Here is a 25,438-nt window from a genome sequence, read left to right as displayed (position 1 = left end):
CAGCACATACCTAGCTTTTAATTCTTCCCGCTACACCCTAATCGGCCGTAAAAGGCCGGAATTGCTTTGAAAGTCTTTTCGATTCATCGAAGTCGCCTGGGACGAAATGTACCCGCAGTCCTTTTGGCTTCTCCATGCAATCGAACAGGACTTTCAAAAAAGAATTCCGGCCAGCCTTAGGCCGCTGCCCCTAACTTAAAGGACGGTGACCCTCATGAATCCGATTATCGTAACCGACAGCACATCCGATATTCCCGAAGAACTGATCGAACGCCTCGGCATTGTCGTTGTACCGCTCAAAGTCATGTTCGGCGATACGGCGCTGCTGGACGGCGTTGATATCAAAGCCCCGGAATTCTATCAGCGCCTTGTTGCCGCCGACAAATTGCCGACGACATCGCAGCCTTCGCCGATTGAATTCACCGAGGCTTACCAGCGCGTGCTGGAGCAGCATCCGGGAGCGCCGATCGTTTCGATTCATATCTCGACGGGAATGAGCGGGACGTTCCAGTCGGCGACGCTCGGAAAGTCGATGCTGGAAAACGAGGACGCGGATATTACCCTGATCGATTCGCGATCCGCTTCTTACGGGTTTGGCTTGATGGTGGTTCGTGCGGCAGAGATGGCGCAGAACGGGGCTTCGCCGCAGGATATTCAAGCCGAAGTGGAACATCTTCAATCGGCGAGAAGCTTGTACTTCCTCGTCGACACGCTGGAGTATTTGCAAAAAGGCGGTCGTATCGGCCGTGCGGCAGCCGTGCTGGGCACTTTGCTGAACATCAAGCCGATCCTGTCCATCGACAAGGAAGGCGTCATTTACGCGGTAGAGAAGGCCAGAGGACGCAAGAAAGCTTTGGCTCGGGTCGTGGAACTGTTTAAACAAGAGCTCGGCAGCGCGGGTAAAGTCGACGTGGCCATCGGCCATACGGTAAAACCTGAATCCGCCGACGAAATCCTTGAACTGCTGCGTCAGCATTTCGAGGTCGGCAATGTCGTCTACTCGCATATCGGTTCCGTGGTCGGTACGCATGTCGGACCGGGCTGCAACGCGATCTATATCTGGCCTTCCGTTAAATAAGGGAGAGCGCAATGAATATACACCTGGACCAAATCCCGGTGAAAGAAGTCAACGGTGTGGGCGCTCGCAAAGTGGAGGAGCTTCACGCCGTTGGCATTTTTACCGTCAAAGACTTAATTGAATATTTCCCGTTTCGTTACGAAGATTACCGGCAAAAATCGCTTGGCGACGTCAAAGACGGAGACAAAGCAACCGTACAGGCCAAAATCGTCGGCATGCCGATCGTGCAGCGTTTCGGCAAAAAGACGAAGCTGAGCTGCAAGGTGTTGGCCGATTATTCGATGTTTACCGCCGTATGGTTTAACCGCAATTATCTGAAGGATCAACTGGAGTTGGATCGCGAGATCATTCTGACAGGCAAATGGGACGGACGCCGATTGCAGATGAACGTGACGCAATCGGAATTTCCGGATCGCGGGGTCATTCGCAGCGGATCGCTTCAACCGGTCTACTCTATCGGCGGCGATCTGACGCAGAATTCGCTGCGCAAAGCAATCGGAAGCGCGCTTGACCAATACGGCGATCAGCTTGAGGAAGTGCTGCCGGAAGTATTGGTGAAAAAGTACGATCTGATGCCGCGTCCGCAAGCGATCCGCCTGCTGCACCAGCCCGGCGACCTTGCCGAAGGCCAGGAAGCACGCAAACGGATGGTGTATGAAGAATTGTTCCTGTTCCAGCTCAAGCTTCAGGCGTACCGTTCCCTGAATCGCGAGCGCCGTGACGGCGTGGTGCATACGACGCCTAACTCGGTTATTCGCGAGTTCGTGCGCAGTCTGCCTTTTGAATTGACGGATGCGCAGAAGAACGTCGAATTGGAGATTTTAAAAGATATGCGTTCCGAGTCCAGCATGAACCGTTTGCTTCAGGGGGATGTCGGCTCCGGTAAGACGGCAGTCGCCGCGATCGCACTCTTTACTTCCGTTCGTTCCGGATTCCAGGGGGCATTGATGGTTCCGACTGAAATTTTGGCCGAGCAGCACACGCGTTCCTTGCAAAAAATGTTCGAGCCTTTCGGTATCACCGTCGGTTTGCTGACCAGCAGCGTCACCGGACGCAAGCGCAAAGATCTGTTGGCGAGCCTGCAAATGGGCTTGATCGATATTCTGATCGGCACGCATGCGCTGATTCAAGAAGAAGTCAATTTCCGCTCGCTGGGTCTTGTCGTGACGGACGAGCAGCACCGCTTCGGCGTTAATCAGCGCAGCGTTTTGCGTCGGAAAGGTTATAATCCCGACGTGCTGACCATGACCGCCACGCCGATTCCGCGGACGCTTGCGATCACGGCGTTCGGCGATATGGACGTCTCGACAATCGCCGAGCGTCCGAAAGGCCGCGTGCCGATCGAAACGTATTGGGTCAAGCACGAGATGATGGAGAGGGTGCTGGGCTTTATCCGCCGCGAGGTGGGACAAGGACGGCAGGCTTACATGATCTGTCCGTTGATCGAAGAATCGGAGAATCTCGACGTGCAAAATGCGATCGACCTGCATCTGCAAATGAGCCAGTCGCTGCCGGAATTCAAGGTGGGTCTGCTTCACGGACGCATGAACGCGGCAGAGAAGGAAGAAACGATGCGTCAATTTTATGCCGGAGATACGCAGTTGTTGGTATCGACGACAGTAGTCGAAGTCGGGGTCGACGTGCCGAATGCGACCTTGATGGTCATCATGGACGCGGACCGCTTCGGGTTATCCCAACTGCATCAGCTTCGCGGCCGTGTCGGACGGGGCGAACATGCATCGTATTGCGTATTGATTGCCGATCCGAAATCCGAAATGGGTCGTCAGCGCATGGGCGTCATGACCGACACGAACGACGGGTTCGAAGTCTCACGGCGCGATCTGGAGCTGCGCGGCCCCGGCGAATTTTTCGGCACGAAGCAAAGCGGTCTGCCAGAGTTCAAAGTGGCCGATATGGTTGCCGACTTCAAAGTGTTGGAGCAAGCGCGAGACGATGCGGCGAAGCTGGTTGAAGATTCGTTTTTCTGGACGTCGCCCGCTTACGAGAACTTGCGTGCCAACTTGGAGAAGGAAGAGAAGTTCCGCGGCGAGCTGATTGACTAAGCCGGGGCTTATAGGTCATAAAATTATCGTTTTTCAACCGTCGGCGGGCAAGCCGGCGGTTTTGCTTTTGGAAAAACCGGAAGGAGGAATTTTCGCTATGGACCCGACGCATCCGCTGGCTATTTTTTTGCAGTTGTTCGAACGGGGATCGCTGCTGTTGATGTGTTTGTTCGTGCTCACGCGCATCCCGCGCTTTAAAGCCGTGTTTCAAAAAGAAGAGTATCGTCCGCAGGATCTTGTAACGGTTACGGCCGTTTTCGGGTTGTTTGCCATTTTCGGAACCTACATGGGCATCAGCGTGGAAGGATCGCTCGTGAATGTCCGCATCGTGGCGATCATGTCGGGAGGACTGCTGTTCGGCCCTTGGGTCGGGATCGTGACAGGCATTATTGCGGGCGTTCACCGTTACCTGATCGATATCGGAGGCGTGACGGCATTGCCTTGTCTGATTACGAGCATTGTGGCAGGAGGCGTCTCCGGTGTGATCCATCTGCGCGTCGCCAAGCGCAAACGCTGGTTGTACGGCATTATCGCGGGAATGCTGTGCGAAGCTTTGACCATGCTGCTGATTTTGTGGATGGCCGAACCGTATGAGCTGGGGCTGGATATCGTTTCGAAAATCGCGGCACCGATGATTTTGGCCCAGGTGATGATCGGGTTGATCGTCATGCTGGTGCAGAGCGTCGAGGAGGAAAAAGAAAACGTGGCCGCCAAGCAGGCGAAACTCGCGCTCGACATCGCCAACGAGACGCTGCCGTATTTTCGTCAAGTGGATAGCGTTTCCCTGCTGCGAATTTGCGAGATCATCGAACGAAAAATCGGCGCGGACGCGGTAGCGATCACGGACACCAGTCATATTTTGGCGTATTCGGGCTTCGGGCAGGAGCGCTATAATATCGGGCACGAGATCATGACGGAGGAAACGAAGCAGTCGATCCGAAGCGGAAGCATCACGATACGCAACAACGATGCGGATCACCGCAACGAGTGGATCAAGTCGATGATTATTATCCCGCTTCAGGAAAAAGGGGTCGTGACCGGCGCGCTTAAAATCTATTATCGGCATGCGCATCAGATCACCTATTCGCTGCGCGAACTGGCCGTGGGCTTGTCGCAGATTATTTCCACGCTGATGGAGGTGTCCCGGGTAGAGCAGATTAAAGCGATGGCGGACAAAGCCGAGATCAAAGCGCTCCAGACCAAGATCAGTCCGCATTTCCTGTTTAACGCGCTGAACGCGATTGCTTCGTCGATCCGGCTCGATCCCGACAAAGCGCGCGAGCTGATTATTAATTTGTCCGGCTATCTGCGTTATAATCTGGAGCTGAATGACGAGTTAATCGAGGTACATCGCGAGCTTCAGCAGGTGAAGGATTATGTCGAGATCGAAAAAGCCCGCTTCGGCAACCGCCTTCAGGTGGAGTACGATATCGACGACGAGACGGACGTGAAAATTCCGAGCCTCATTATCCAGCCGCTGGTCGAGAACGCGATCGTGCACGGTATTTTAAAAGACAAAGGCAAAGGCATCGTCACGATCCGCGTCAAAAACGAAGGCGACCAAGTACGCTTCGAAATCGCGGATACGGGTGTGGGGATCGATCCGTCCGTGATGGAACACATCCAAAGCGGCAGCATGCCGTCCAATAAAATCGGGCTGTCGAACGTGCACGAACGACTCAAGCTGATTTACGGGGAAGGCGTGAATATTCGCAGGGCGGATAAAGGCACGGTGATCGGTTTTACAGTCGGAAAGGGGCAGCGCGAATGAGCATGAGAGGGATCATCGTGGAAGACGAATTTCTGGCAATGGAAGAATTGGACTATCTGATCGGAAAAAACAGCTCGGTACAGATCGTCGACAAATTCGAAGACGGGATCGATGTGCTGAAATTTTTGCAGGAGAACGATGTGGACGTCATTTTCCTCGATATCAATATTCCGTCGCTCGACGGGGTACTGCTTGCCAAGAGCGTCAGCAAGTTCGCGAACAAACCCTACATCGTGTTCACGACGGCGTACAAGGAGCATGCGGCGGAAGCGTTCGAGATCGAGGCGTTTGACTATATTTTGAAGCCGTATCACGAACCGCGTATTGCGGCGATGCTAATGAAGCTGGAAACGGCGTTTACGGCGAAAAAGCAGCGGGAGGAAGCCGAAACGGCAGCGATCTCCGCGCATAACGGAGCATTCCGCGAGACGGCTCAAGCGAGTCCGGAAGCTTCTGCGTCTCTTGCGGCGGTTAATCATCGGATCAATCTCCATAAGGACGACAAAATCATCGTAGTCGACGCGGACGATATTTATTATGCTTCGGCCCAGGAGAAAACGACGCTCGTGTACACGCGCAAAGAAGAGTATACGATGCACATGAGCATTTCCGATTTTCAGGCGAATCTGCCGCAGGACAAGTTTTTCCGCTGCCATCGCTCGTATACGGTCAATCTGTCGAAGATCCGCGAGATCGTGCCGTGGTTCAACAATACGTATCTGCTGCGATTGCGAGACATGAACGCGGAAGTTCCGGTCAGCCGCAGCAAAGCCAAAGAATTCCGGCAGTTGATGCGGCTCTAAGCGGTTTCAAAACGTTCAAGGCGGCTGCCGTGCATTTCATTCCGCTTTTCCGGCATCTCATTCCAAAAACGCTTTCATCCGAACGCTCAAGCTTATAATTAAGCCATAAGAGAGGTTCAAACGAAACGCAAAACGAATGAGAGAAGGAATAGAGATGAAAGCCATTTCGAAAGCTAACGACAACCCTTCGACGCAGGTTAACCGCCTATGGATCGTGATCGGTACCATCATCGTACAGATGGGACTCGGCACGATTTACACTTGGAGTTTATTCAACCAACCGCTCGCGGACAAATTCGGTTGGGAACTGGGCGGCACGGCGATGACGTTCTCGATCACCAGCTTCGCACTCGCGTTTGCCACGTTGTTTTCCGGCAAGCTTCAGGACAAATTCGGTATTCGCAAACTGATCGCCGCCTCGGGTATTGTGCTCGGCGTCGGCCTGATGCTTTCTTCGCAGGTCACGTCGCTCGGGCTGCTGTATCTGGTCGCCGGTTTACTGGTTGGCTATGCGGACGGTACAGCGTATATGAGCTCGTTGTCCAATCTGATCAAATGGTTCCCCAAACATAAAGGTCTCATGTCCGGCGTATCGGTCGGCGCGTACGGCACGGGCAGCTTGATTTTCAAATACATCAACGGCGCCATGATCGAATCGCGCGGCGTCTCGCAAGCGTTCCTGATCTGGGGCATTATCGTTCTCGCTATGGTCGTGTTCGGATCGTTCCTGATTCGCGAAGCGGTCGTTGCGGCGACTCCGGCTTCGGCTTCCGGTATTCGCGTCAAAGACTTCACGGTCAAAGAAATGCTCAAAACCAAACAAGCTTACCTGCTGTTCGTCGTGTTCTTCACGGCCTGCATGAGCGGATTGTACCTGATCGGCAGCGTCAAAGACATCGGCGTGCGCCTGGCGGGACTGGACGTGGCGACAGCCGCCAACGCCGTCGCGATGATCGCGATCTTCAATACGGCCGGACGCCTGATCCTCGGTCCCCTGTCCGATAAAGTCGGTCGCCTGAAAGTCGTATCCGGCGCGCTGCTCGTTACGTTCGCGGCGGTCATGGTACTCAGCTTCGCGACATTGACTTATCCGTTGTTCTTCGCCAGCGTTGCGGCTATCGCGTTCTGCTTCGGCGGCAACATCACCGTATTCCCGGCGATCGTCAGCGACTTCTTCGGTTTGAAAAACCAGGGTAAAAACTACGGCGTGATTTACCAGGGCTTCGGGCTCGGCGCTTTGTCCGCTTCGTTCATCGCGGCGCTGCTCGGCGGATTCAAACCGACGTTCCTCGTGATCGGCGTGCTGTGTGCCATCTCGTTCCTGATTGCCATGTGGGTCAAAGCACCGATGGCCGCACAGATTGTCTCGGAATCTGCTTCCGAAGCAATGACAGCAGGCGACGAAGAGATTGGAAAAGGTACCCGCGGCAAAGATGCTCAAGGCAAAGACGGAAAAGGCATGCGGCTTAACCCGCAAACCAAAGGCATCTGATCGACGGACGCATCGGCTTGGAAAGAAAAAGCTTCCGGGGATTCGAGCGGTTTACGGAACTTTCCGGCTTGGTGCCGGGAACGAACGGGTCCCTGATACAAAGACATATGATGTTGGCTAAAAGCCCCGGCGGATTCCCGTCGGGGCTTCAGTCTGTCCAGAAAATCATTTTGGCGCGGGAAGCGAGAAAACTCCGAGAGAAATTCATTCCGATCGCGTGTTGAAATCGGGAAAAAGGATTGAATTTTTAGTGGAATTTTCCCGATTTCAAAGGCGAACATTTCATTTCTCCATTGAATTTCTCTCTCCGTTTTCTCGCTTCCAGCTACGTTGGATTTTCTCGACACACTAAGCTCCGACGAATCTACGTCGGGGTTTTTTTGTGTTTTAAAAAAAAGATTAAAAACTCCCGACTTTTTGCTTGCGCCTAACGCATATATGATTAGACGGATAATAAGGTTTGAGGAAATCGGGGAGAGGAGGTCGGCGGAATACGTTTATGCAGACAACCTATAGTAATGAAGAAGGCAACGGACAAAAAAAGCTAGACGCACATGAGGCCCGGTTAATACGGCGCGTTCAACGAAAAGGCGACCGTGCGGCCGCCGACGAGTTGGTTTCGATCTACTACCGCGAGATTTACGCTTTTGTCTACCGTCAGCTTCAGGATCGGGAGCACACGTTGGATCTCACTCAGGATATATTCGTCAGCATGCTGCGCAGCATCGGTTCGTTCGAAGGGAAAACGGCGTCGCTGCGAACTTGGTTATATCGAATCGCCACGAATCGGGTGATCGATCATTTTCGTTCGAAAGCCCATCGGAATGCCAAGCTGACCGATCCGATCGAAGACTTCGAGTTTTCGACGAACGAAGACTTCACGCTGGAACTCGAACGGCGCGATGAAGCGGGACGGGTGCTGGAACTGCTGCGGACGTTCGAATGGCGCGCGCAGGAGATCGTCAGGCTGAAGCTCTTTGCGGAGCAGACCTTTGCCGAGATTTCGCAGATCATGAACTTGCCGGATTCGACGGTCAAAACGAACTACTACGCGACTATTCGCAAAATCAAACAAAAATTCGAGGAGGAGCGGAATGAAGAACAATCGGGAAACACAGCTTCGAAGCGGCGAACGGCCGGCGTTTGACGATATCGATTATCCGAACGAACGCGACATTCGGCTGCACGTCGCTTCTATCGTGGATGAAGCGCTGCCGGTTCGTCCTTCCTTTTCAAGCCAGGTAGGCGCGATGTATCGTCAGCTCGGCTTCCGGCATCTGTTCCGGGATTTGACGGAGATCGTGTTCGTGCTGGCGTTGGGCTTGGGAGTCCTCGTCTTTATGGCTTTGTTCGTACTGTCCAATGCCAATACGGAAGGCATCTACGCGTTTATCTTCATCGTGTCGCCTTTGCTGTACCTGGCAGTCTCCGTTATTTTCTTTGCGGATCTGCGCAGGCGCGATACGTATCAGGTCGAAATGTCCTGCCGCTACAACGTATACCAGCTCGCGTCGCTTCGCATGCTGACTTTCGCCGCTGTCTCGCTGGTGTTGAATATCGGATTCGTGTGCTGGATCGCGATATTTTCGCAGCAGGTCGACATTTTGCGCGGAGTGCTGTTGTCGGTGTCGTCGTTGTTTTTGTTCGCCGCTGCTTTCCTGTACGGACAACTGCGCGGACGGACTGCTGCAAGCCGTTACGGGCTGGTCGGTCTGTGGCCGCTGCTCAATGTCGGTCTATGGATCGCGCAGCCGCACGGATATCTGGGTTTGCTGTCCAGCATTCCCGTTTATGCTTATGCGGCGTTGATTCTGCTGGGAGCCGCCGTTTACGTGGGTCAGGCCCGGCGCCTGTTGTATTTTAAACCGAAGTTGACTTGAGTGGTCATGGAAAAGAAAAGGAGTTGAGCGTTGATGCTGACTGTACATGCCGTAAGCAGACGATACGGAAATGATCTTGCGCTGGAAGGAATCGACTTGTCGTTCGAAAACGGGGTTTACGGTCTGCTTGCCCCGAACGGAGCAGGAAAAACGACGCTGCTGAAGATGTTGGCAGGCCTGCTTCCGCCGTCGGAAGGCGAGATTTCGTACGAAGGGAAATCGATCGCCGCCTTGGACGAAAAGTATCGGATGCAGCTGGGATATTTACCGCAGCGCTTCGGCTATTATTCCAGCGATACGCCGCTTAAATATATGCAGTACCTTGCCGCGATCAAAGGGATGGGCCGAAAAGAAGCCTTGGAGCGTTCCGAGCTTCTGCTTGAGGCGGTAGCGCTCGGCGAGGTCAAGCGTAAAAAAATGAAGACGTTCTCCGGCGGCATGATTCAGCGGGTCGGGATCGCGCAAGCGCTGCTGAACGATCCGCGCGTGCTGATTCTCGACGAGCCGACGGGCGGCCTCGACCCGAAAGAACGCGCGAGGTTCCGCAGTCTGCTCACGAAGCTCGGCCGCGAGCGGATCGTTATTTTGTCCACGCATGTCGTTTCGGACGTGGAGTCGGTCGCGAACGAGATCGTGCTGCTGAAAAACGGACGCGTTTTTGCCAAAGACAAGCCGGAAGACATCTGCGCCATGCTGGCGGGAAAAGTGTACGAGACGAAGGTTCCGGATACGGAAGTGGAAGCTTTTCGAAAAAACTATCCGATTCTGGCCGAGCGCGGCGAAGCGGACGGTTGGCAGATGCGATTCGTGTCCGAGAGGGAAGAAACGCTGCCGCATTGGGAGCCGATGAAGCCGGGATTGGAAGACGTGTTTTTGTACGTGTATCGGGATCGTGAACGGCAAACGGCGGAGCAGAGGCTTTTCTCGCATGAGCCGATCGGTGTCGGGGAAGGAGGCAGACTGCGATGAAGGCGATGGCTAACGGTTCGGGCAAGGGTTACGGGAGGTCGAAACTTTCTTTGATCGGGCTGGAGTTTAAGAAGTTGTTTATGCCGAAAAGGGTTGGATTTGCGGTGTTGGTGCTGTTACTCGGCGGGTTATGGTTGTATCCGTTCAACGGATTGTATCCCGGCTCGGAGTTCAAAAACTGGCATACGGCAATTGCCGTGGACATGGAAGCGAAGTACGGAGATCAAATCGATGCAGCCGAGGCGGAACAATTCAAACGGTCGTTGGCGCCGAAGGTTGCGGAAGCGGATGCTTATATTCGTTCGACGCCCGCATTCGCCAGAGCCGATCTGGATAGCTACGAAAGATACGTTAAACGATCCGGCATGGCGAACGGCGGCACGATGCAGCTCTGGCGAATCATCCAAGCGGGACCGGCCCGCGATTTATTCGCGGAGCTGCAAGCGTCGTTCGAGTGGGTGCAGTATTATGAAGACGATTTTTTGAATACGTTCGGGATGAATGAAAAGGAGACAAAAAGAATCGCGGAAATCACAAGTCGAGACTGGGTTTCAGTGCTGCCTATTGGTTTTTTAGGCGACTATAATTCTACGAATCTTTTGAATCGGCTTGCGATAACGGCCATGCTGATCACTTCGCTGTTTGTCATGCACATTCATATCGGCGACCGTCGGGCAGGACTCGGCGAAATACAAGCAGCCTCGAAAGCGGGGATTACAGGAGTATTTCGCATCAAAGTCGCCGCGGCGCTGTTGGCGGGAACCTTGGTCGCGGCGGTACTGTTGGTCGCCTTGCTGTTGGCCTATCGTTTTAGCGGGACATGGAGTTTAATGGGAGCGGATATCAGTCAAAAAGGAGGAGGCTTTTTCTGGTACGATATGAGCTTCTTGCGGTATATGTTGGTGACCTATATGGCCGTATTTGCTCTTTGCTGGATCGCGGCGCTATTAACCGTATTTTTTTCATCTATTGCGCCGAATTATGTCGTGTTGGCCGGAGCCGTTGCTTTGACGTTGATTTTATTTTTTGAAGGCGACTACTTTTTGAATCCGATGTTGAACAATATTCTCAGTGTAGGCTTGGGTCGGGCTCCGTTCCAAACGTTTATCGAATTGGCCGTTTTGCTGGCGATTTCGAGCGGACTGCTTTATATCGCTTGGAAACGGGAAAAGGGGCGCATCCGATGGTAGGTCAAAAAGTTCCACACGCCTATAACGTATCCGTCGAGATCCGCCGAATGCTCACACCGGTTCGTTTAATCTTGTATGTGCTATTTTGCGCCTACCCGTTCGTCTATCTGGCGTTTGCGCACAGTGCTTATTCGCTCAGCGATTGGATAGATGTGTTTACCTTTATGCTGGACGTGATCCCTATGGTCGGATTCGCTATTGCGGCGGTTGCCGTATACGATGTCGCTTTTTCCGAGACGTTGAACCACCGCTTTCTGATCTATGAGCGGATACGGATGCCCTTAGGCAAGCTGCTGAGGATCAAGCTGACGGCTAACGTCGTGCTGAGTTTTGCGGCTCTCGCGGTTCCGGTACTGCTCTGCTTTATCGCGGCGTATATCATCATTCCGCATTACGGCTGGATCGAATTTTTCCCGAATACGTTCGGACCTGTCGACGAGGCGGCGCGGACTCAGGAGCAGGCAGGCCGTCATACGATGAACCAGCTGCTTGTTTACGGGGAATGGGTATACGGAGTCGCGTGTGCCGGGTGGGTCGGATTGAATGCTGCGCTGTATGCGACATTCGGATTTTTACTGCTGCTGGTCATTCAACGTTCGTTTATTGCCCTATCCATTCCTTTTCTGCTCTATATGGTCGGTTCGTTCCTAATGCCGGACAGACGATTTTATTTTTTCGATTCGGTCTTTCCGTTCAACGCCGTACAGCAGCCGATGTGGGTGATGTTCGTTCCGTTTGGCTTTATTCTTTTATGCTGTGCAGCTTTGACGCTGTACATTTACTCATTTAAAGAAAAAGTGAATCGGCTGCTATGAGAATCAAATATGAGATTTTTCAGCTCAAATGGCTTGTGATTCTGGCTGTTTTTCTGATTTGGTGTTGGCGGCAGCGAGCGAGTTTTATCTATCAGGCGGCCATGTATGAAGGAGATCGTGTTTATAACGTTTGGGACATTGTTTTTGATCAGGTGATGAGTCCTTTTGCCATGCTGTGGCTGCTGCTGCCGATCTGGTTGGTGCTCTCGCTGCTGACGATTATCGAATTGGGCGAAACAACCGTGTTGATCCGGGTGCGGAATGATCGGGCTTGGTTAGGGTTGGTTGTCAAAAAGCTATGCGTACCGCTAGTGATCCTGCTTATGCTATGGGGATTGGCGATTGGTTCGACGATTGTAACGAGGCCGTTCGAGAACATGTGGAGCGAATTTACGACTTCTACGCACTGGCTTAATTTTTTCACGCATTCTTTTGCCGTAGAAGGTTGGATGCCGTGGGGGGCGATCGCCGCGCAGTTTTTGCTATTGGCGTTGTTTTTACAGATGCTCACGGTATGGCTCGCAACGGCTTGGATCTATACGGAAAAAAGCTGGACGGTCAGTTTTCTTGCGGCCGGGCTGATGATCGGATGTCTGATTGCTTACCATAAACAGTCCCATTTCCCGGAGTGGCAGTGGGCGTCGATCACGAATTGGCTGCTGCTGCTCAACGCGAGGCATACGTTCGGTACGTTTTGGCCGGCATTCGTCGGTTCTCCGCTGCTGATGCTGGGATGCGTCGGACTGATCGCATTGAGGCGTAACCGGATCATTTTTGCAGGACTCTTTCGAATAAAAAGGAGGTTGTTAAGGTGAGTGTTATACAGTTGAACAAAATCAGCAAGTCGTTTCGCGGCGTTCATTTGTTTAAGGAAGCGTCTGCCGTTTTTGAAAAAGGAAAGATCCATGGGCTTGTCGGTCCGAACGGTTCGGGCAAATCCGTGCTGTTTCGCATGATTTGCGGATTCATGCTACCGGATCGCGGCATCATCGAGATCGATCCGGCTTATAGGCGCGGTACGCAAGGTTTTCCGGATTCTTTCGGCATCATGATCGACCGTCCGGGTTATCTGGCAAGCCAGACGGGATACGAAAATCTGCGCCGGCTTGCCCAAATTCGCGGACTGATCGGCACAGAAGAGATTCGGCGGTCGATGAAAGCTGTCGGGCTAGACCCGGATTTGCGTCAGAAGATGCGCCACTATTCGCTCGGCATGAAGCAGAAGATCGCATTGGCTCAGTCTTTTATGGAAGGGCAGCAAGTGTTAGTTCTGGATGAGCCGTTTAACGCTTTGGATGAACGCAGCGTAGGCCAAGTGAGAGAATTATTGATGGCGTTTCGGACGGAAGGACGAACGATTCTGTTGACCAGCCATCATCGGGACGATATCGAGATGTTGTGCGACGAGGTGTATCGGATCGAAGACGGGAAGTTGGAGAGACAGCCGGAATTGGTTTCAACGTTGACTTGACCTATAGTAGAAACAGAGGAGTTTTAATCGATGTCTCTATAGAGTTAAGGAGGAAACGGCGAGTGAGCGAAATAGTGTTGGGCTTGTTGCAGGCGTACAAGGTAGCGGTCGTTCAGGCGGAACAAATCCAGTATCCGATACAGGCGTCCCAAGGTCTGCATCGAGTATTGGTTGTCGCTGGCGATAACATTGAGGAAATGCTGGAGGAAGCGGCAGACGGTGAGGATTCGATTCGGAGCTATGTTGAAGAACAATTAATACGGGCCGAGAGCCTGTCTGTATCGGATGTACTCAAAAAGGTCGTTGCCGATTCCCTTGCGGATAGCGGATTGCCGACAATCGATCATAAGCAGGATGATCTGCGCTCTGCATACAAAGCTTATGCGGCTTTATGGGCGGAGCAGCCTGAGTTAATGGATGAGCAGCTTGTGAACGTCGAAGAGGAGGGTTCTGTTCTGCAAGAGCCTTTACCCAATGCGGCTTGGGTGGAGCGTAATGAAGAAGGCGAACTGCTGCTGTTGGATCTGCCGGAAGCGGATGCTTGGACAGCTCCCTTGACTATCCCGATGGGCGGTTATAACGAATGTCCGCAACCTGTGGAGCAAGCGGCATTGTTCCGGGATTGGCAAAAACGGTACGGGGCTGTTCCTACGGCGGTCAGCGAAGATTCATGGCTGCTGCGGGCTTCGCGATTGCCGGAAAGTGACGAAGAAGCGTTGGAGCTTGCTCGCGAGCATTTTATGTTTTGTTCGTACGTGCTCGAAGGATTCGCTTCGATCGGAGCCTATGCGGCTTATTTGAAGCGAAGCTCTAACTGGAGCTTTTGGTGGGATTGATGGAAAGTCCTATTCGAATCGGAAGCCGAGGCGCTGCGGGAGAAATTCATTCAAGACGCTGTCTCGCGCAAAAAGCCTCCGGCTTTCCGCGCTCAAAGGCGTCAACATAGCGCTTAATGTTACCGCAGGTTTTCTTCGAAATCCTGTAATTCACTGAATTTCTCCCTCCGCTGGAGGCTTCGTTTCAAATCAAACTTTACTGATAGGAGTAAGGGAAAGGCTGCCGACTTGGCAGCCTTAACGTATTGAGGAAGTCCAACGTAGCTGGAAGCGAGAAGACGGAGAGAGAAATTCAGTTCAAGACGCCTTTGAACTTGGAAAACAACCACTCAAATTTAAATCCAGTTTTCCAAGTGAGACAGCGGATTGAACGAATTTCTCTCGGAGTTTTCTCGCTTCCCTCGCCAAAGTGACTTTCTCGACAATCCAAGCTGCCAAACTGGCAGCTTTTTTGCTGCGTAAAAAGTCAGTCGCCATAGTTACGCCCTGTTGGAGTTCTGAAGGATCGGACATAATGGGTACAGATTCCACGAGGAATTCGCGAATGTGTTCCCCAGGCACGGACTTCGATAAGGTTCGGCGGTGCCGGGCGCGATGCGCTGGCGGTATACCGGAAGCCGCATTCGCAAAAAAAGCGCAATATTTGCGGGGTTCGAATCCCCACTCGCTTTAGATGCGAGCTCTTGGTTGAGCATTCTCCACTTCAAATGGAGACACAAATGAAAATCTTTGAGGACGAGGAGTTCCGGCGGTGCTGCTTATACAGGGTCCGATATGCGAGTGTGCTTTGCAGCCGTGGCGGATTCGCCGGTAAAGGTCGGGCATAGAGGCAGAAGGAAAGTAGGTTGATGTCGGTTCGAAGTCGGGACCGATCTTCGGCTGTACGAATCTTTGTCTTCCCTGCACGACCGGAATCGGCTTAAGCCAAGCTCCGCACGTGAGAATAGGCGAACTTCCGTCCCAAAGATTCCAAGGAGGAACTTATTCATGACAAACTTTCAACATCAATCCCACATAAATCAAGCGCATGGGCGCAAAATTCCCGGGCTTCCGGGCAAGGATATCCGTCCGAGCGATTCGGCTGACAACTGGGCATACGGCACAAGGGTACTGGGTGCAGGATTCCGCAAGGTTGAGGTGGGCGATAACGAGCGTGCTTTGCTTTTTGAGCAAGGGCGTTATGTACGCACTCTGATGCCGGGATCTTATCGTTTTTTTTCCTGGAGCGAAGGACTTCGAACATTGATATTCAAGAAAACGACCGAGCCGTTTGATTATCGACCAACATTGGCTGGCGCGACGGATGCGATGGATGTGCGCTTGTTCAGTCATGACGCGGATCTCATGGCTCAGTTGAACGTGACGGAGGTCAGCGACGGCGAATATGTGATCCATTTGGAGAACGGCCGATTCCGTGATGTATTGATGTCCGGCACGTACGCCTATTGGAAAGAGCCGATTACGCATACTTTTGTCCGTGTCGATGCCACAACGCCGGAGGTCGGACCGGAAGTGAACCGTGCGCTGCTGGAAAAGATCGGAGCGAATTATATTCAGACGGTCGACGTGTCCAGTCATGAGGTTGGACTGCTGTACTTCGACAACCGATTGCAACGTCAGCTTTCGCCGGGACGCAGCTTCTTCTGGCGCGGTTCGGAAGCCGTCACGGTCAAAAAGTTCGATCTGCGCCGCCAACAGCTCGATATGACGGGACAGGAAATTTTGACCGAGGACAAAGTGTCGCTGCGTTTGAATTTCGTCTGCCAATACCGGATTACCGATCCGCTTCGCGCGGCGGAGATCAAAGGCTTCGAGGAGCAGGTCTATGTGCAACTCCAACTGCTGCTGCGCGAGTATGTCGGCACGATGAAGCTGGATGATTTGCTGAAAATGAAACAAGAGATCGGTGATTACGTGCTGGGTCGATTGAAGCCGAGCGGCGCCGAATACGGGGTTGAATTTCTTGCGGCAGGATTGAAAGACGTCATTTTGCCGGGCGAGATTCGCGCGATTCTGAATACGGTGCTGTTGGCCGAGAAAAAGGCGCAGGCGAACATGATTACCCGGCGCGAGGAAACTGCGTCTACCCGAAGCCTGCTGAACACGGCCAAGCTGATGGATGAAAACGCGACGCTGTACCGGCTCAAGGAATTGGAGTTCGTGGAGAAAATCTGCGAAAAGATCGGCACCATTTCGCTTAGCGGCGGCGGCAATTTGCTTGAGCAGATGAACGGGCTGCTCGGATTGCGGCAAGGGGAAGATCGAAAAGAGCTCGGTTAAGGGGAAACGGATCGGGCGGATCGGACGAATAAACTTGGGAAATTCGTCGTTTGGGCAAACGAATTACGTCCGCTCCGCGTCTTTATCAAGAACCCTGCATACCGAGAGGAGACTGCGAATTGAAAAAAACGATCTTCGCCGCATTTGCGGCAGCCATCCTGTTGAGCTCCGGAAACGCGTATGCGGCTCAAACGCCGGATTCCGACAAACGCGTCTATCCGGTCGCCCCGAATCCGATCGCCGACGCTCCGAACATTGTGGTGATCAACGACCGCCCGGAGCTTGAAATTTTCGCTTCGCTGAAAAGAGGCGAATGGCCCGACGAGTTCGTGATTGTCGGCATGATGCAATCCGTATCCGAAGCCAAGCTGAGTCCGAAGTCGACACCGATTTTCCTATCGTCCAAATGGTGTTTGAACCTATTTGATCAAATGATCGAAGGCGGCCAAAAACGAGGCATTTACAACAACGCGCAGCTGCTTGAAGAAATCGTGAGCCGATGGCAGGCCGACGATTATTCACAGTTGGAGCGGGATAATTGGTTGTTGGAAAAAATGCTCGATCTGCACCACGAATCTTTTGATTGATCGTCGAACCAAGCGTCGCATGCCGAAACCGTCTTCTCGAAGACGGTTTTTTGGCATGCGAATGAAACCGTTATCAATTTAGCAACGTATAGATAGGGATTAGAAAAAACAAGGAGGAGGAAATAGGATGTTCCAATTGCGAGGAGTAAAGATGAAGCCTGCGGCAATCTTATTACTGACAGTATTATTGGTTCTTCCGCAAGTTGCCGGAGCCGCGACCGCTGCCGAGCCGTCGCCTCGCGGTCCAAGCGATCCGGCAGAGATCGAACAGTTTGCCGATAATCTGATGACCAACCGCTTCAAGCAATCCGGAGCCGTGCTTACGGTTGTCGGCGACGGAAAAGTGCTGCTCAATAAAGGCTACGGCTACGCCGATATCGAGACGCAAACGCCGGTTGATGCGGATCAGACGCTATTTGCTATGGCGTCGGTATCTAAAACGGTTACGGCAGCCGCGGTCATGCAGCAGGTCGAGCAAGGAAAAATCGACCTGGATGCCGATGTACAGACGTATATGGACGGATTGAATATTCCCAATGAAACGGACGTGCCGGTCACGATGGCTGACCTGCTGACGCATACGAGCGGATTTGAACGCGGCGAAGGGGACATCAGTCTTTTGATGCCGCCCGAGGCACGGAAGACGCTCGACGAATTCGTCGAACAGTCCATGCCGCCCGTTGTACGCGAGCCGGGAACCGTCTATCGCTACGACAACTTTGCTTATACCCTTCAAGGTTACATACTCGGAAAAGTCTTGGATATGCCTTATGAAGAGGTGATTAAACAAAATATTTTCGAGCCGCTCGGTATGGAAAACAGCGGATTCGGTCGTGCGGAGCAAACGGAGGGTCGTCTGGCGAATGCTTACAGTTCAGAGGGCCAGAAACTCGACGTTTATAAAAATGGCTTAGCTCCGGCCTATGCGCCGTCAGGCGGCTTGGTCACGACAGGTTCCGATATGGCGAAATTTATGCTGGCGATGCTGGGTGAAGGGGAGACCGGTATTTTACAGTCGGATACGATAACCGATATGGAAGCTGTTCATTTCAAAATGTCGGACCGGCAGCCCATTTCCGGTTACGGATTCGAGTTTTTCTCGCGCCAGTCGTATAACGGAGAAGTCGTAGCCGGCAAAGGCGGCGACATGGGAGGGTTTCATTCCTACGTGTGGCTGTTGCCCGAACAAGGCGTCGGCGCGATGTTCGTGACCAATACGGATACTTTTGCTTCTTACGACGGGATTTTCAAAAGCTTCATGGATCATTATTATCCCAAAACGGAAGCAACGTCGATCAACGAAGAGTTTCCAACGCTTTCTACCGAAGAACTTGCAAAATACGAAGGCTATTATCGCAATCTGCGTCAACCGTCTCGGTATGCCCAAGTAACGGCTGACGACGGATTTTTACAATTTCAATCAAGTGAAATGTTGAATTTCCGACTACAGCCGCAGTCATCCGAAGCTGATTTTTTCCGGGATACTTACGGTAACGGAGTCGGATTCCATAAAGACAAGGAAGGCCGGGTCGATTACCTCTACTCCGATTATTATAAAGATACTTGGTATGAAAAAATGCCGGATTTCGAAGCTTATCAAGATGTTGACGCCGATGGCCCGTATGCCGACTCAATTGAAGCTATTCGACTCATGGGCCTATCCACCGAAGAATCAGAAAAGAACTTCGGCCCGGAAGAAGCTGTGACCCGGAGCGAATTCGTCGGACAATTAGCCAAAGTCGCGAATAGTCAGCTCCTCAACACGCCTTCGCGCTTCGCCGATGTCCAAGATGATCCCAATGTCCAAGCCATCCAATTATTCACCGAGCTTGGCGGAATCACTGGATACCCGGACGGAACCTTCCGCCCCGACCAGCCGATCACGCGCGAAGAAGCCGCATTGATGGTCTTCCGCATCGCTTCGGCAAGTTACGGCACTTCCCTAAGCGAAAGTACCGTAACTTTTTCGGATCCTCCTTCGTCTTGGGCCGCCGACGGCGTCAAATTCATGATCGATTCCCAACTCTACGACCAGGAAGTGCAGCGCGATCCGGACGGAACCTACAACTACCGCCCAACCGCCCCTTTGCTGCGCCAAGAAGCCGCGATCACGTTGGTCAAACTGGTCAACGTTACGCAGTAAAGAATCGAAGAGGCGTTCGCTTTCGAGAAGTATGCAAATCAACCGAAATATTGACTAACCTATGTTCTGCACCAAGAAAAGACCCCGTTAAACTTTATCGTGTAGGTGTAGGTGTAGGTGTAGGTGTAGGTGTAGGTGTAGGTGTAGGTGTGTAATAAAAAAAGCTCTAGCGGAGGGAGAAATTCAGTGAAAGACGCCTTTGAACTTGGAAAACTTCCATTTAAATTTTATCCCAGTTTTCCAAGTGAGACAGCGTCTTGTGAAGCATTTCGAAGAAATGCACTTCGGAAGCATATGCTTGTAATTTCTCCCGCAGCGCCTAAGCTTTTCAAAAAAAACAAATAGGAACTTCAAAAACCGGTCTGCGAATCTACGCAGACCTTTTCTATTGACAAAAACCACCTCTACCATTATGGTTAGTTACATAACTAACAAACCAGAAAGGTGGTAACAATGCCGATTCCATTCGACGAGAGCCGGCCCATTTTTCAGCAGATTGCGGAGCGAATCGAGGACGACATTCTAAACGGCACTTATGCGGAAGAAGATCAGATTATTTCGACAACTCAGTTTTCGCGCATATTCCAGATTAATCCCGCCACGATCGTAAAGGGATTCGGACTGCTGGTGAATGAGGATATCATCTATAAAAAGCGAGGGCTGGGGATGTACGTAGCCGTCGGAGCGAAGGAGAAGATCATGGCCAAACGCCGCGAACGATTTTACAGTGATCTGGTGGTCAAGCTGTTGGAAGAAGCGGAGAAGCTGGGGATGACGACCGAAGACGTGATTCAGATGATTAAGCGTGAGAAGGGGGAACAACGCAAATGAGTTCAGTTTTGGAAGTTAGACAGCTAAGCAAATCATATGGACGCACGGATGCCGTGGACAGCCTGAACATGGATCTTGTCGAGCATACGATTTATGGATTGCTGGGCCGCAACGGTGCGGGGAAAACGACGTTTTTAAACATGATTACCGGCGGAATCTTTCCGGATGGCGGGGAAATCACGGTTCACGGAAGTCCGCTCAAAAAAGGCGATGTGCCTGCACAAACCTGCTACATACGCGAGAAAAACTTTTACCCGGGCAATGCCAGAGTTCGCGACGTGTTACAGATGGCCTCGGCGTTCCACCCGGATTGGGATGCGAAATTTGCTTCCAAGCTGCTCGGAACGTTCAAGCTGAATCCGCGTAAAAAAATGCGGCATTTGTCGCGAGGCATGGAATCGATGGTCGGCAATCTGATCGGACTGGCCAGCCGGGCGCCTTTGACCATTTTCGACGAGCCGGTGTTGGGACTGGACGTGCTGATGCGGGAACGTTTTTACCGGACGCTGATCGAAGATTATGCCGAGCATCCGCGTACCATTTTGTTATCCACGCATTTGATCGACGAAATCGCGACCGTGGTCGAGCAAGTCTTCATTATGGAATCGGGGAGCATTTTGATGCAGGAAGAGGTTGAACAAATTCGGGAGCGTGCGCATCTGGTTAGCGGACTTGGTGCGGTGCTCGATACCTTTGTGCAAGGCAGGCGCGTGATCCACGGCGAACGTTACGGAAATGCGGGGATGGCGATCGTGTATGGAGATTTGACGGAGAACGACCGGAAGATCGCGGAAAGTCAGGGGTTGACCGTCGAAGGCGTGCCTTTGCAGAAATTTTTTGCTTACCTGATCGAGGAGGGACAGACGGATGAATAAAATGAAGGTGCAGCTCCAGGTATCCTGGCTCCGCATGAAACTGGCGATATGGATCTTGATTGCGGCTATCGCGGTCTCGGTCATTGCCAACTTTACCATCAACATGGCGCTCGGAAGCGATCCTCAGCAGGATGCGCAAGATATTGCCGCAGCCGTGGGCGAGCTTCGGGAGCTTACCGGCAATAACGATCTGTCGATCGAAGTGCCTTCCGAGATGGAGAACGTCAATGTATCTTCGGCGAACATGCTTTTGATACTGCTGCCTTTGCTAGCGATTATCCTGCCTTTAAAAACGTTCCGTCCCATGATGAACTTCGGGGATTCTCGTCGCAGATATTTTGCCGGATTGCTCGGAGTTTATGCCGTGTCCGCGATAATACTGGCATTGGTGAATAGCTTGTGGTGGCCGTTCGAGCAAAACGTGATCCGCACCTACAGCCAGACGTACAACCTCATCGAAGTGTTCGACTGGGAACAGTTTGGTTTTATCGGAGCCTTTTTGTATCAGACCGTTTTTTACTTCTTTGTTTTGACGCTGTTCAATCTGTTGTTCTCGGGATTAAAGTCGCCGATCTCATGGATCCTCTGGACGGTTCTGATCGCGGCCATTCCGATCGGTACATCGATTGCGTCTTTGCGGGTACACGTGGCCGACTTTTTTCTGGCGTTACTATTCAATGATTCGTTGGTGTCGGCGATCGGGCTTAATTTGGGGTTGAGTCTCGTATGGATAGCAGGTGCGTGGCTGTTCACGCGTCGCAGAACGTTCTAAATTGTGCAAGAGCAGACTATGCATTAAATGAAAGAAAATGTGAAAAAAAGTTCAAATGCGTCTATAGTCCTTAAAAAAACGTTTCTATTGTGCAAAAGCAAATGCTTTTGCACTTTTTCTTTTTGTACCTCCTTTTTATGCTAAATTTTCTGCTGATTATGTCGATAAATATCGAAACCAAGCATACTTCCACCTTTCGAACGGCATCGATGCCTTGAAAGCGTGTCGTGATGAGAAACATGTAGCAGCTTAAGCGGATTAGCATAATCAAGGGGGTCATTGGAATGAATTTGAAAATGAAATTGGCAATTTTGCTGGTGGTCGTGACCCTGCTGGGTACGGGGAGCATTAGCATCGCGGCACTGAGCACTATGAGAAATGAAGCAGAAGAGTCAATCAGCGATAACTTGCGAAGCACGGCTGAAAATACGGCGGAGCAAATCGGAGGCTGGGTCGGAAAAAACGCAAAAGTCGTGGAAACGACTGCTTTAGTGATTGAGTCTTCGGTCCCATTGGATCAGATCAAAGAAAGCCAGCTTCAAGCTTATACGGCGGAATCAAACAAAAACAATCTGTCCGACATCTACGTGGGCATGGAAGACGGACGCATGATCGACGGATCCGGCTGGGTTCCTGAAGCTGGATACGATGTCAAAGTTCGTCCATGGTACATGGAAGGCAAAGCAGCGAATGCGCTGAACTTCAGTAATCCGTACCTCGATATGATCAGTGGCGATTATGCCGTCTCGATCGGTTATCCGCTGCATGAAGCCGACGGAGCATTTGCAGGCGTAGTTGCAGGCGATATGAAACTTTCCACGCTCACGGACACCATTAATAATATCAAAATTGACGGCGGTTTTGCTTTCATGACGGACAAGACAGGGGTTGTACTGGCTCACGCGGATGCAGACAATGTCAACAAACCGCTGAAAGAGATTGCGGATTACTCGGGAATTGCCGATCAAATCCTGCAAGGCGGGGAATCGGGAAGTCTGACTTACACGTACAAAGGCGAACCGCAACTTCTGTATTATCAAAAGGTTGAAGGGACGGGATGGTATGTAGCTGCTTCGGTATCGAAAAGCTACGCGTTTGCCGAATACGTACAAATGCGCAATCTGTTTATCGGCGGTATTATCGGTCTGGCCGTCTTATTGGGAGTGTTGGCCGTATTCGCCGCCGCCCGCCTGATCAAACCGCTGATCCTGCTGCAAAAGAGCGCGCAAAGCATGGCGGAAGGCGATCTGACGGTTAGCGTGGACGTGAAAGGCAAAGACGAAATCGGCAAGCTGGGTACCGCGTTCAACGAAATGTCGGCGAGTCTGCGCGAACTGATCCATGCGGCGGCAGGTTCCGCGGAAGGCGTGGAAAATTCGGCCAAGTACATGCACGGTCAAGCCGAAGGCGCGAAGCATATCTCGGATCAAATCGCAGTCGTGATCGAAGAATTGGCAAAAGGCGCAACCGATCAAGCTTCCTCGATTCAAACCGGCGTTGAGCAGTTGGGCGATATGAACGAATCGATCGAAGCGATCGCGAGCAGCGCGGGTCTGGCCGCATCCAGTGCGGACGACGTGACGGAAGCGATGAAAGGCGGCCTCGAAGCGGTGGCTTCGCAAGGCGATTTGACCGAAGCGAGCCGCAGCTCGGCCAGCCGCGTGGAAGAAGCGAACCGTCGCCTCGGCGACCAGACGGTGAAGATCGGCGAAGCCGTCAGCCTGATTCACACGGTTGCCAAGCAAACCAATCTGTTGGCCTTGAACGCGGCGATCGAAGCCGCGCGTGCGGGCGAGCATGGCAAAGGCTTTAGCGTGGTCGCGGACGAGGTGCGTAAGCTTGCCGAGCAGACGCGGGCTTCGGCGGCGGATATCGATACGCTGTTGGCGGGCGTGCAAGAAGCGGGTCGCCAAAGCATCGACGAAATTCAGGAATTCCAAGCGACGGTAGACAAGCAGATCGAAGCCGCGGCCTCCACGCGCGGAGCGTTCGACGTCATTCGCGGCTCGGTCGACGGCATCACGAGCCGGATTCGCGAAGTATCCATCGCATCCGATGAATTGAAGCACAGCGCGGACCACGTCTCTTCGATCATGACCGATATCGCCGCCGTTGCGGAGCAAAGCGCAGCGAGCACGGAAGAAGCTGCATCCTCGACGCAAGAACAGGCGCAAGCGATTTCCAGCATTTCCGATCTCTCGGGCGAAGTGTCCGTGAGCGCCGACGAACTGCGCGCTCGAATCGCCAAGTTCAAAACGGAAGAATCGGCCTGATTCATTCCAAACGTTCCCCTGTTCATGGCAGGCGCCAAGGGGAACGTTTTTTTGTGCATATTTTCAAAAAAGCCCGGCTTCGGGTAAACTGAAAGTAGAGAGACGCGAAGTTGAAGTGCTTAAGCGACATTGAAGCCATCGAAAGGAGCAGTGGGCGATGAAGGAAGATGAAGAATTGCAGGCCCAGGACGATCAAGCACCGGGTTGGAACGCGATTGATGCGGTATTGAACAAGCGTTATCCGGGAGTCGAGCCTTACCATTACGGTACCTTGATTTCGTATCAACTGGGGGGACCCGATCCGCTCAATGGGGTCAGCGTATATGCCCGTGAAGAGCCGGTTCCTCATTGGCATTATGTGACGTACGGATTTACCGAGTTGTATGAAAAGGAATTCGACAATATGGAATACAGCGGCTTTGGCTTTGAATTGACATTGCGTTTGGCACGAGAAGGTGAAGAGCAACCCCCGGCCTGGGCGATCAATTTCCTTCAGAACCTGGCGCGATACGTATTCAGCAGCGGAAACGGATTCCAGCCCGGACACCATCTCGATGCTAACGGTCCGATCGAAGCAGAGAGGGATACGCCGATTACGGCCGTCGCTTTTGTGGAGGACCCTGAATTGGGACAAGCAAGTTCGCCTTTCGGCAAGTTTCAATTTTTGCAGGTGGTCGGGATTACGGCGGATGAATTGGATATGATCAAAGTCTGGAATACGCGGAGTTTTCTCGATTTGGCGCAGAAGCGCCTACCTCTGTATTTGACCGATCTGACCCGAAGTTCTTTGCTCGAAGATTCCGAGATTAGAGCTGCTGCCGAATTGGGCGTACGTACGGAAGGCTCGAGCACGGGTGTGCTGTACTTCGAAAGTTTGAGTTGGGAAGAGAAAAGAAATCTGCTCAAAAGCAATTCCTACACGCTTCAACTTGGCGCTAAACAGGCGGAAACGTTAGCGCGCATTCTGGCAGGACGTTTGCTGCATGATCGGGATTTAACATTGATGGGACCCGACACGGGCGTCGTGATGATCCCCGATGTGCAGAATCGCATCGTGGAACTCGATAATGCTCTCCAATTGTATCTGAACGCGGATGCGGTAGCTGAATTAACGCGCCGTTTGGTGCCCAAAGAAAGCGAGTTCCAACTGGAGACGATGGACAGCTTGACCATTCGCATTGTAAAAACGCTGATGCGCGATCCGGACGGCAATATCGTCGAGACGATCGGCTAGTACCTTTTCAACGCTAAAAGTAAGGTTACGCAAGCATGACGGATACCGCACCGACCGGCTGATTGCGGTCGGCGG

General features: G+C 52.3%; 21 protein-coding genes. All 21 read left to right on the top strand.

Annotation, left to right across the window (positions count from 1 at the left end; genetic code table 11):
- Positions 1–214: 214 nt before the first annotated feature.
- Positions 215–1,078 (top strand): DegV family protein, encoded by an 864-nt coding sequence (locus SACSAC_RS19985; protein WP_037289593.1) that lies wholly within the window; start codon positions 215–217, stop codon positions 1,076–1,078.
- An 11-nt stretch (positions 1,079–1,089) separates the two neighbouring features.
- On the top strand, positions 1,090–3,141 hold the full coding sequence (gene recG / locus SACSAC_RS19980; protein ID WP_037289591.1) for an ATP-dependent DNA helicase RecG: 2,052 nt from the start codon (positions 1,090–1,092) through the stop codon (positions 3,139–3,141).
- A gap of 97 nt (positions 3,142–3,238) precedes the next feature.
- Positions 3,239–4,912 carry a sensor histidine kinase gene (locus SACSAC_RS19975; protein WP_037293367.1) on the top strand — a complete coding sequence of 558 codons (1,674 nt, stop codon included), beginning with the start codon at positions 3,239–3,241 and terminating at the stop codon, positions 4,910–4,912.
- A gap of 2 nt (positions 4,913–4,914) precedes the next feature.
- Positions 4,915–5,715 (top strand): LytR/AlgR family response regulator transcription factor, encoded by an 801-nt coding sequence (locus tag SACSAC_RS19970; protein WP_037293365.1) that lies wholly within the window; start codon positions 4,915–4,917, stop codon positions 5,713–5,715.
- A 154-nt stretch (positions 5,716–5,869) separates the two neighbouring features.
- Entirely contained in the window at positions 5,870–7,207 is a 1,338-nt protein-coding gene (locus tag SACSAC_RS19965; protein WP_051507284.1) for an L-lactate MFS transporter, read from the top strand.
- Between the two features lie 499 nt (positions 7,208–7,706).
- Positions 7,707–8,354, top strand: a complete 648-nt coding sequence (locus tag SACSAC_RS19955; protein ID WP_051507283.1) for an RNA polymerase sigma factor — start codon at positions 7,707–7,709, stop codon at positions 8,352–8,354.
- A complete protein-coding gene (locus SACSAC_RS19950) occupies positions 8,302–9,087 on the top strand; it encodes a hypothetical protein (protein WP_037289587.1) in 786 nt (261 codons plus the stop codon). Before SACSAC_RS19955 ends, SACSAC_RS19950 begins: the two co-directional genes overlap by 53 nt.
- Positions 9,088–9,120: 33 nt before the next feature.
- Positions 9,121–10,056 carry an ATP-binding cassette domain-containing protein gene (locus SACSAC_RS19945; protein ID WP_051507282.1) on the top strand — a complete coding sequence of 312 codons (936 nt, stop codon included), beginning with the start codon at positions 9,121–9,123 and terminating at the stop codon, positions 10,054–10,056.
- The gene (locus SACSAC_RS19940; protein ID WP_037289586.1) at positions 10,053–11,246 is read left to right on the top strand and encodes a hypothetical protein; all 1,194 of its coding nucleotides are present in this window, start codon (positions 10,053–10,055) and stop codon (positions 11,244–11,246) included. Before SACSAC_RS19945 ends, SACSAC_RS19940 begins: the two co-directional genes overlap by 4 nt.
- Entirely contained in the window at positions 11,240–12,061 is an 822-nt protein-coding gene (locus SACSAC_RS27320; RefSeq protein ID WP_051507281.1) for a hypothetical protein, read from the top strand. Before SACSAC_RS19940 ends, SACSAC_RS27320 begins: the two co-directional genes overlap by 7 nt.
- Positions 12,058–12,876 carry a hypothetical protein gene (locus SACSAC_RS19930; RefSeq protein WP_037289584.1) on the top strand — a complete coding sequence of 273 codons (819 nt, stop codon included), beginning with the start codon at positions 12,058–12,060 and terminating at the stop codon, positions 12,874–12,876. Before SACSAC_RS27320 ends, SACSAC_RS19930 begins: the two co-directional genes overlap by 4 nt.
- A complete protein-coding gene (locus tag SACSAC_RS19925) occupies positions 12,873–13,532 on the top strand; it encodes an ABC transporter ATP-binding protein (RefSeq protein ID WP_037289582.1) in 660 nt (219 codons plus the stop codon). Before SACSAC_RS19930 ends, SACSAC_RS19925 begins: the two co-directional genes overlap by 4 nt.
- Positions 13,533–13,594: 62 nt before the next feature.
- Complete coding sequence (locus SACSAC_RS27780) at positions 13,595–14,368, top strand: DUF4253 domain-containing protein (RefSeq protein ID WP_084778229.1); 774 nt, start codon at positions 13,595–13,597, stop codon at positions 14,366–14,368.
- A gap of 987 nt (positions 14,369–15,355) precedes the next feature.
- Positions 15,356–16,648, top strand: a complete 1,293-nt coding sequence (locus SACSAC_RS19915; protein WP_084778227.1) for a slipin family protein — start codon at positions 15,356–15,358, stop codon at positions 16,646–16,648.
- A gap of 119 nt (positions 16,649–16,767) precedes the next feature.
- The gene (locus tag SACSAC_RS19910; protein WP_037289580.1) at positions 16,768–17,235 is read left to right on the top strand and encodes a hypothetical protein; all 468 of its coding nucleotides are present in this window, start codon (positions 16,768–16,770) and stop codon (positions 17,233–17,235) included.
- 127 nt (positions 17,236–17,362) lie between these two features.
- Positions 17,363–19,378: a serine hydrolase domain-containing protein gene (locus tag SACSAC_RS19905; RefSeq protein ID WP_051507280.1), complete on the top strand. Its 2,016-nt coding sequence runs from the start codon at positions 17,363–17,365 to the stop codon at positions 19,376–19,378.
- 453 nt (positions 19,379–19,831) lie between these two features.
- A complete protein-coding gene (locus SACSAC_RS19900) occupies positions 19,832–20,209 on the top strand; it encodes a GntR family transcriptional regulator (RefSeq protein ID WP_037289578.1) in 378 nt (125 codons plus the stop codon).
- Entirely contained in the window at positions 20,206–21,084 is an 879-nt protein-coding gene (locus tag SACSAC_RS19895) for an ATP-binding cassette domain-containing protein (RefSeq protein ID WP_037289576.1), read from the top strand. Before SACSAC_RS19900 ends, SACSAC_RS19895 begins: the two co-directional genes overlap by 4 nt.
- Positions 21,077–21,856, top strand: a complete 780-nt coding sequence (locus SACSAC_RS19890) for a hypothetical protein (protein ID WP_037289574.1) — start codon at positions 21,077–21,079, stop codon at positions 21,854–21,856. The genes SACSAC_RS19895 and SACSAC_RS19890 overlap by 8 nt, the downstream gene beginning before the upstream one ends.
- Positions 21,857–22,140: 284 nt before the next feature.
- Positions 22,141–24,129: a methyl-accepting chemotaxis protein gene (locus SACSAC_RS19885; protein ID WP_037289572.1), complete on the top strand. Its 1,989-nt coding sequence runs from the start codon at positions 22,141–22,143 to the stop codon at positions 24,127–24,129.
- A 157-nt stretch (positions 24,130–24,286) separates the two neighbouring features.
- A complete protein-coding gene (locus SACSAC_RS19880; RefSeq protein WP_037289570.1) occupies positions 24,287–25,363 on the top strand; it encodes a suppressor of fused domain protein in 1,077 nt (358 codons plus the stop codon).
- The last annotated feature ends 75 nt before the right edge of the window (positions 25,364–25,438 follow it).

Origin of the sequence: Saccharibacillus sacchari DSM 19268 (genome assembly GCF_000585395.1) — a bacterium.
Lineage (GTDB): Bacteria > Bacillota > Bacilli > Paenibacillales > Paenibacillaceae > Saccharibacillus > Saccharibacillus sacchari.
This window is presented reverse-complemented; position numbering and strand designations above follow the sequence as displayed.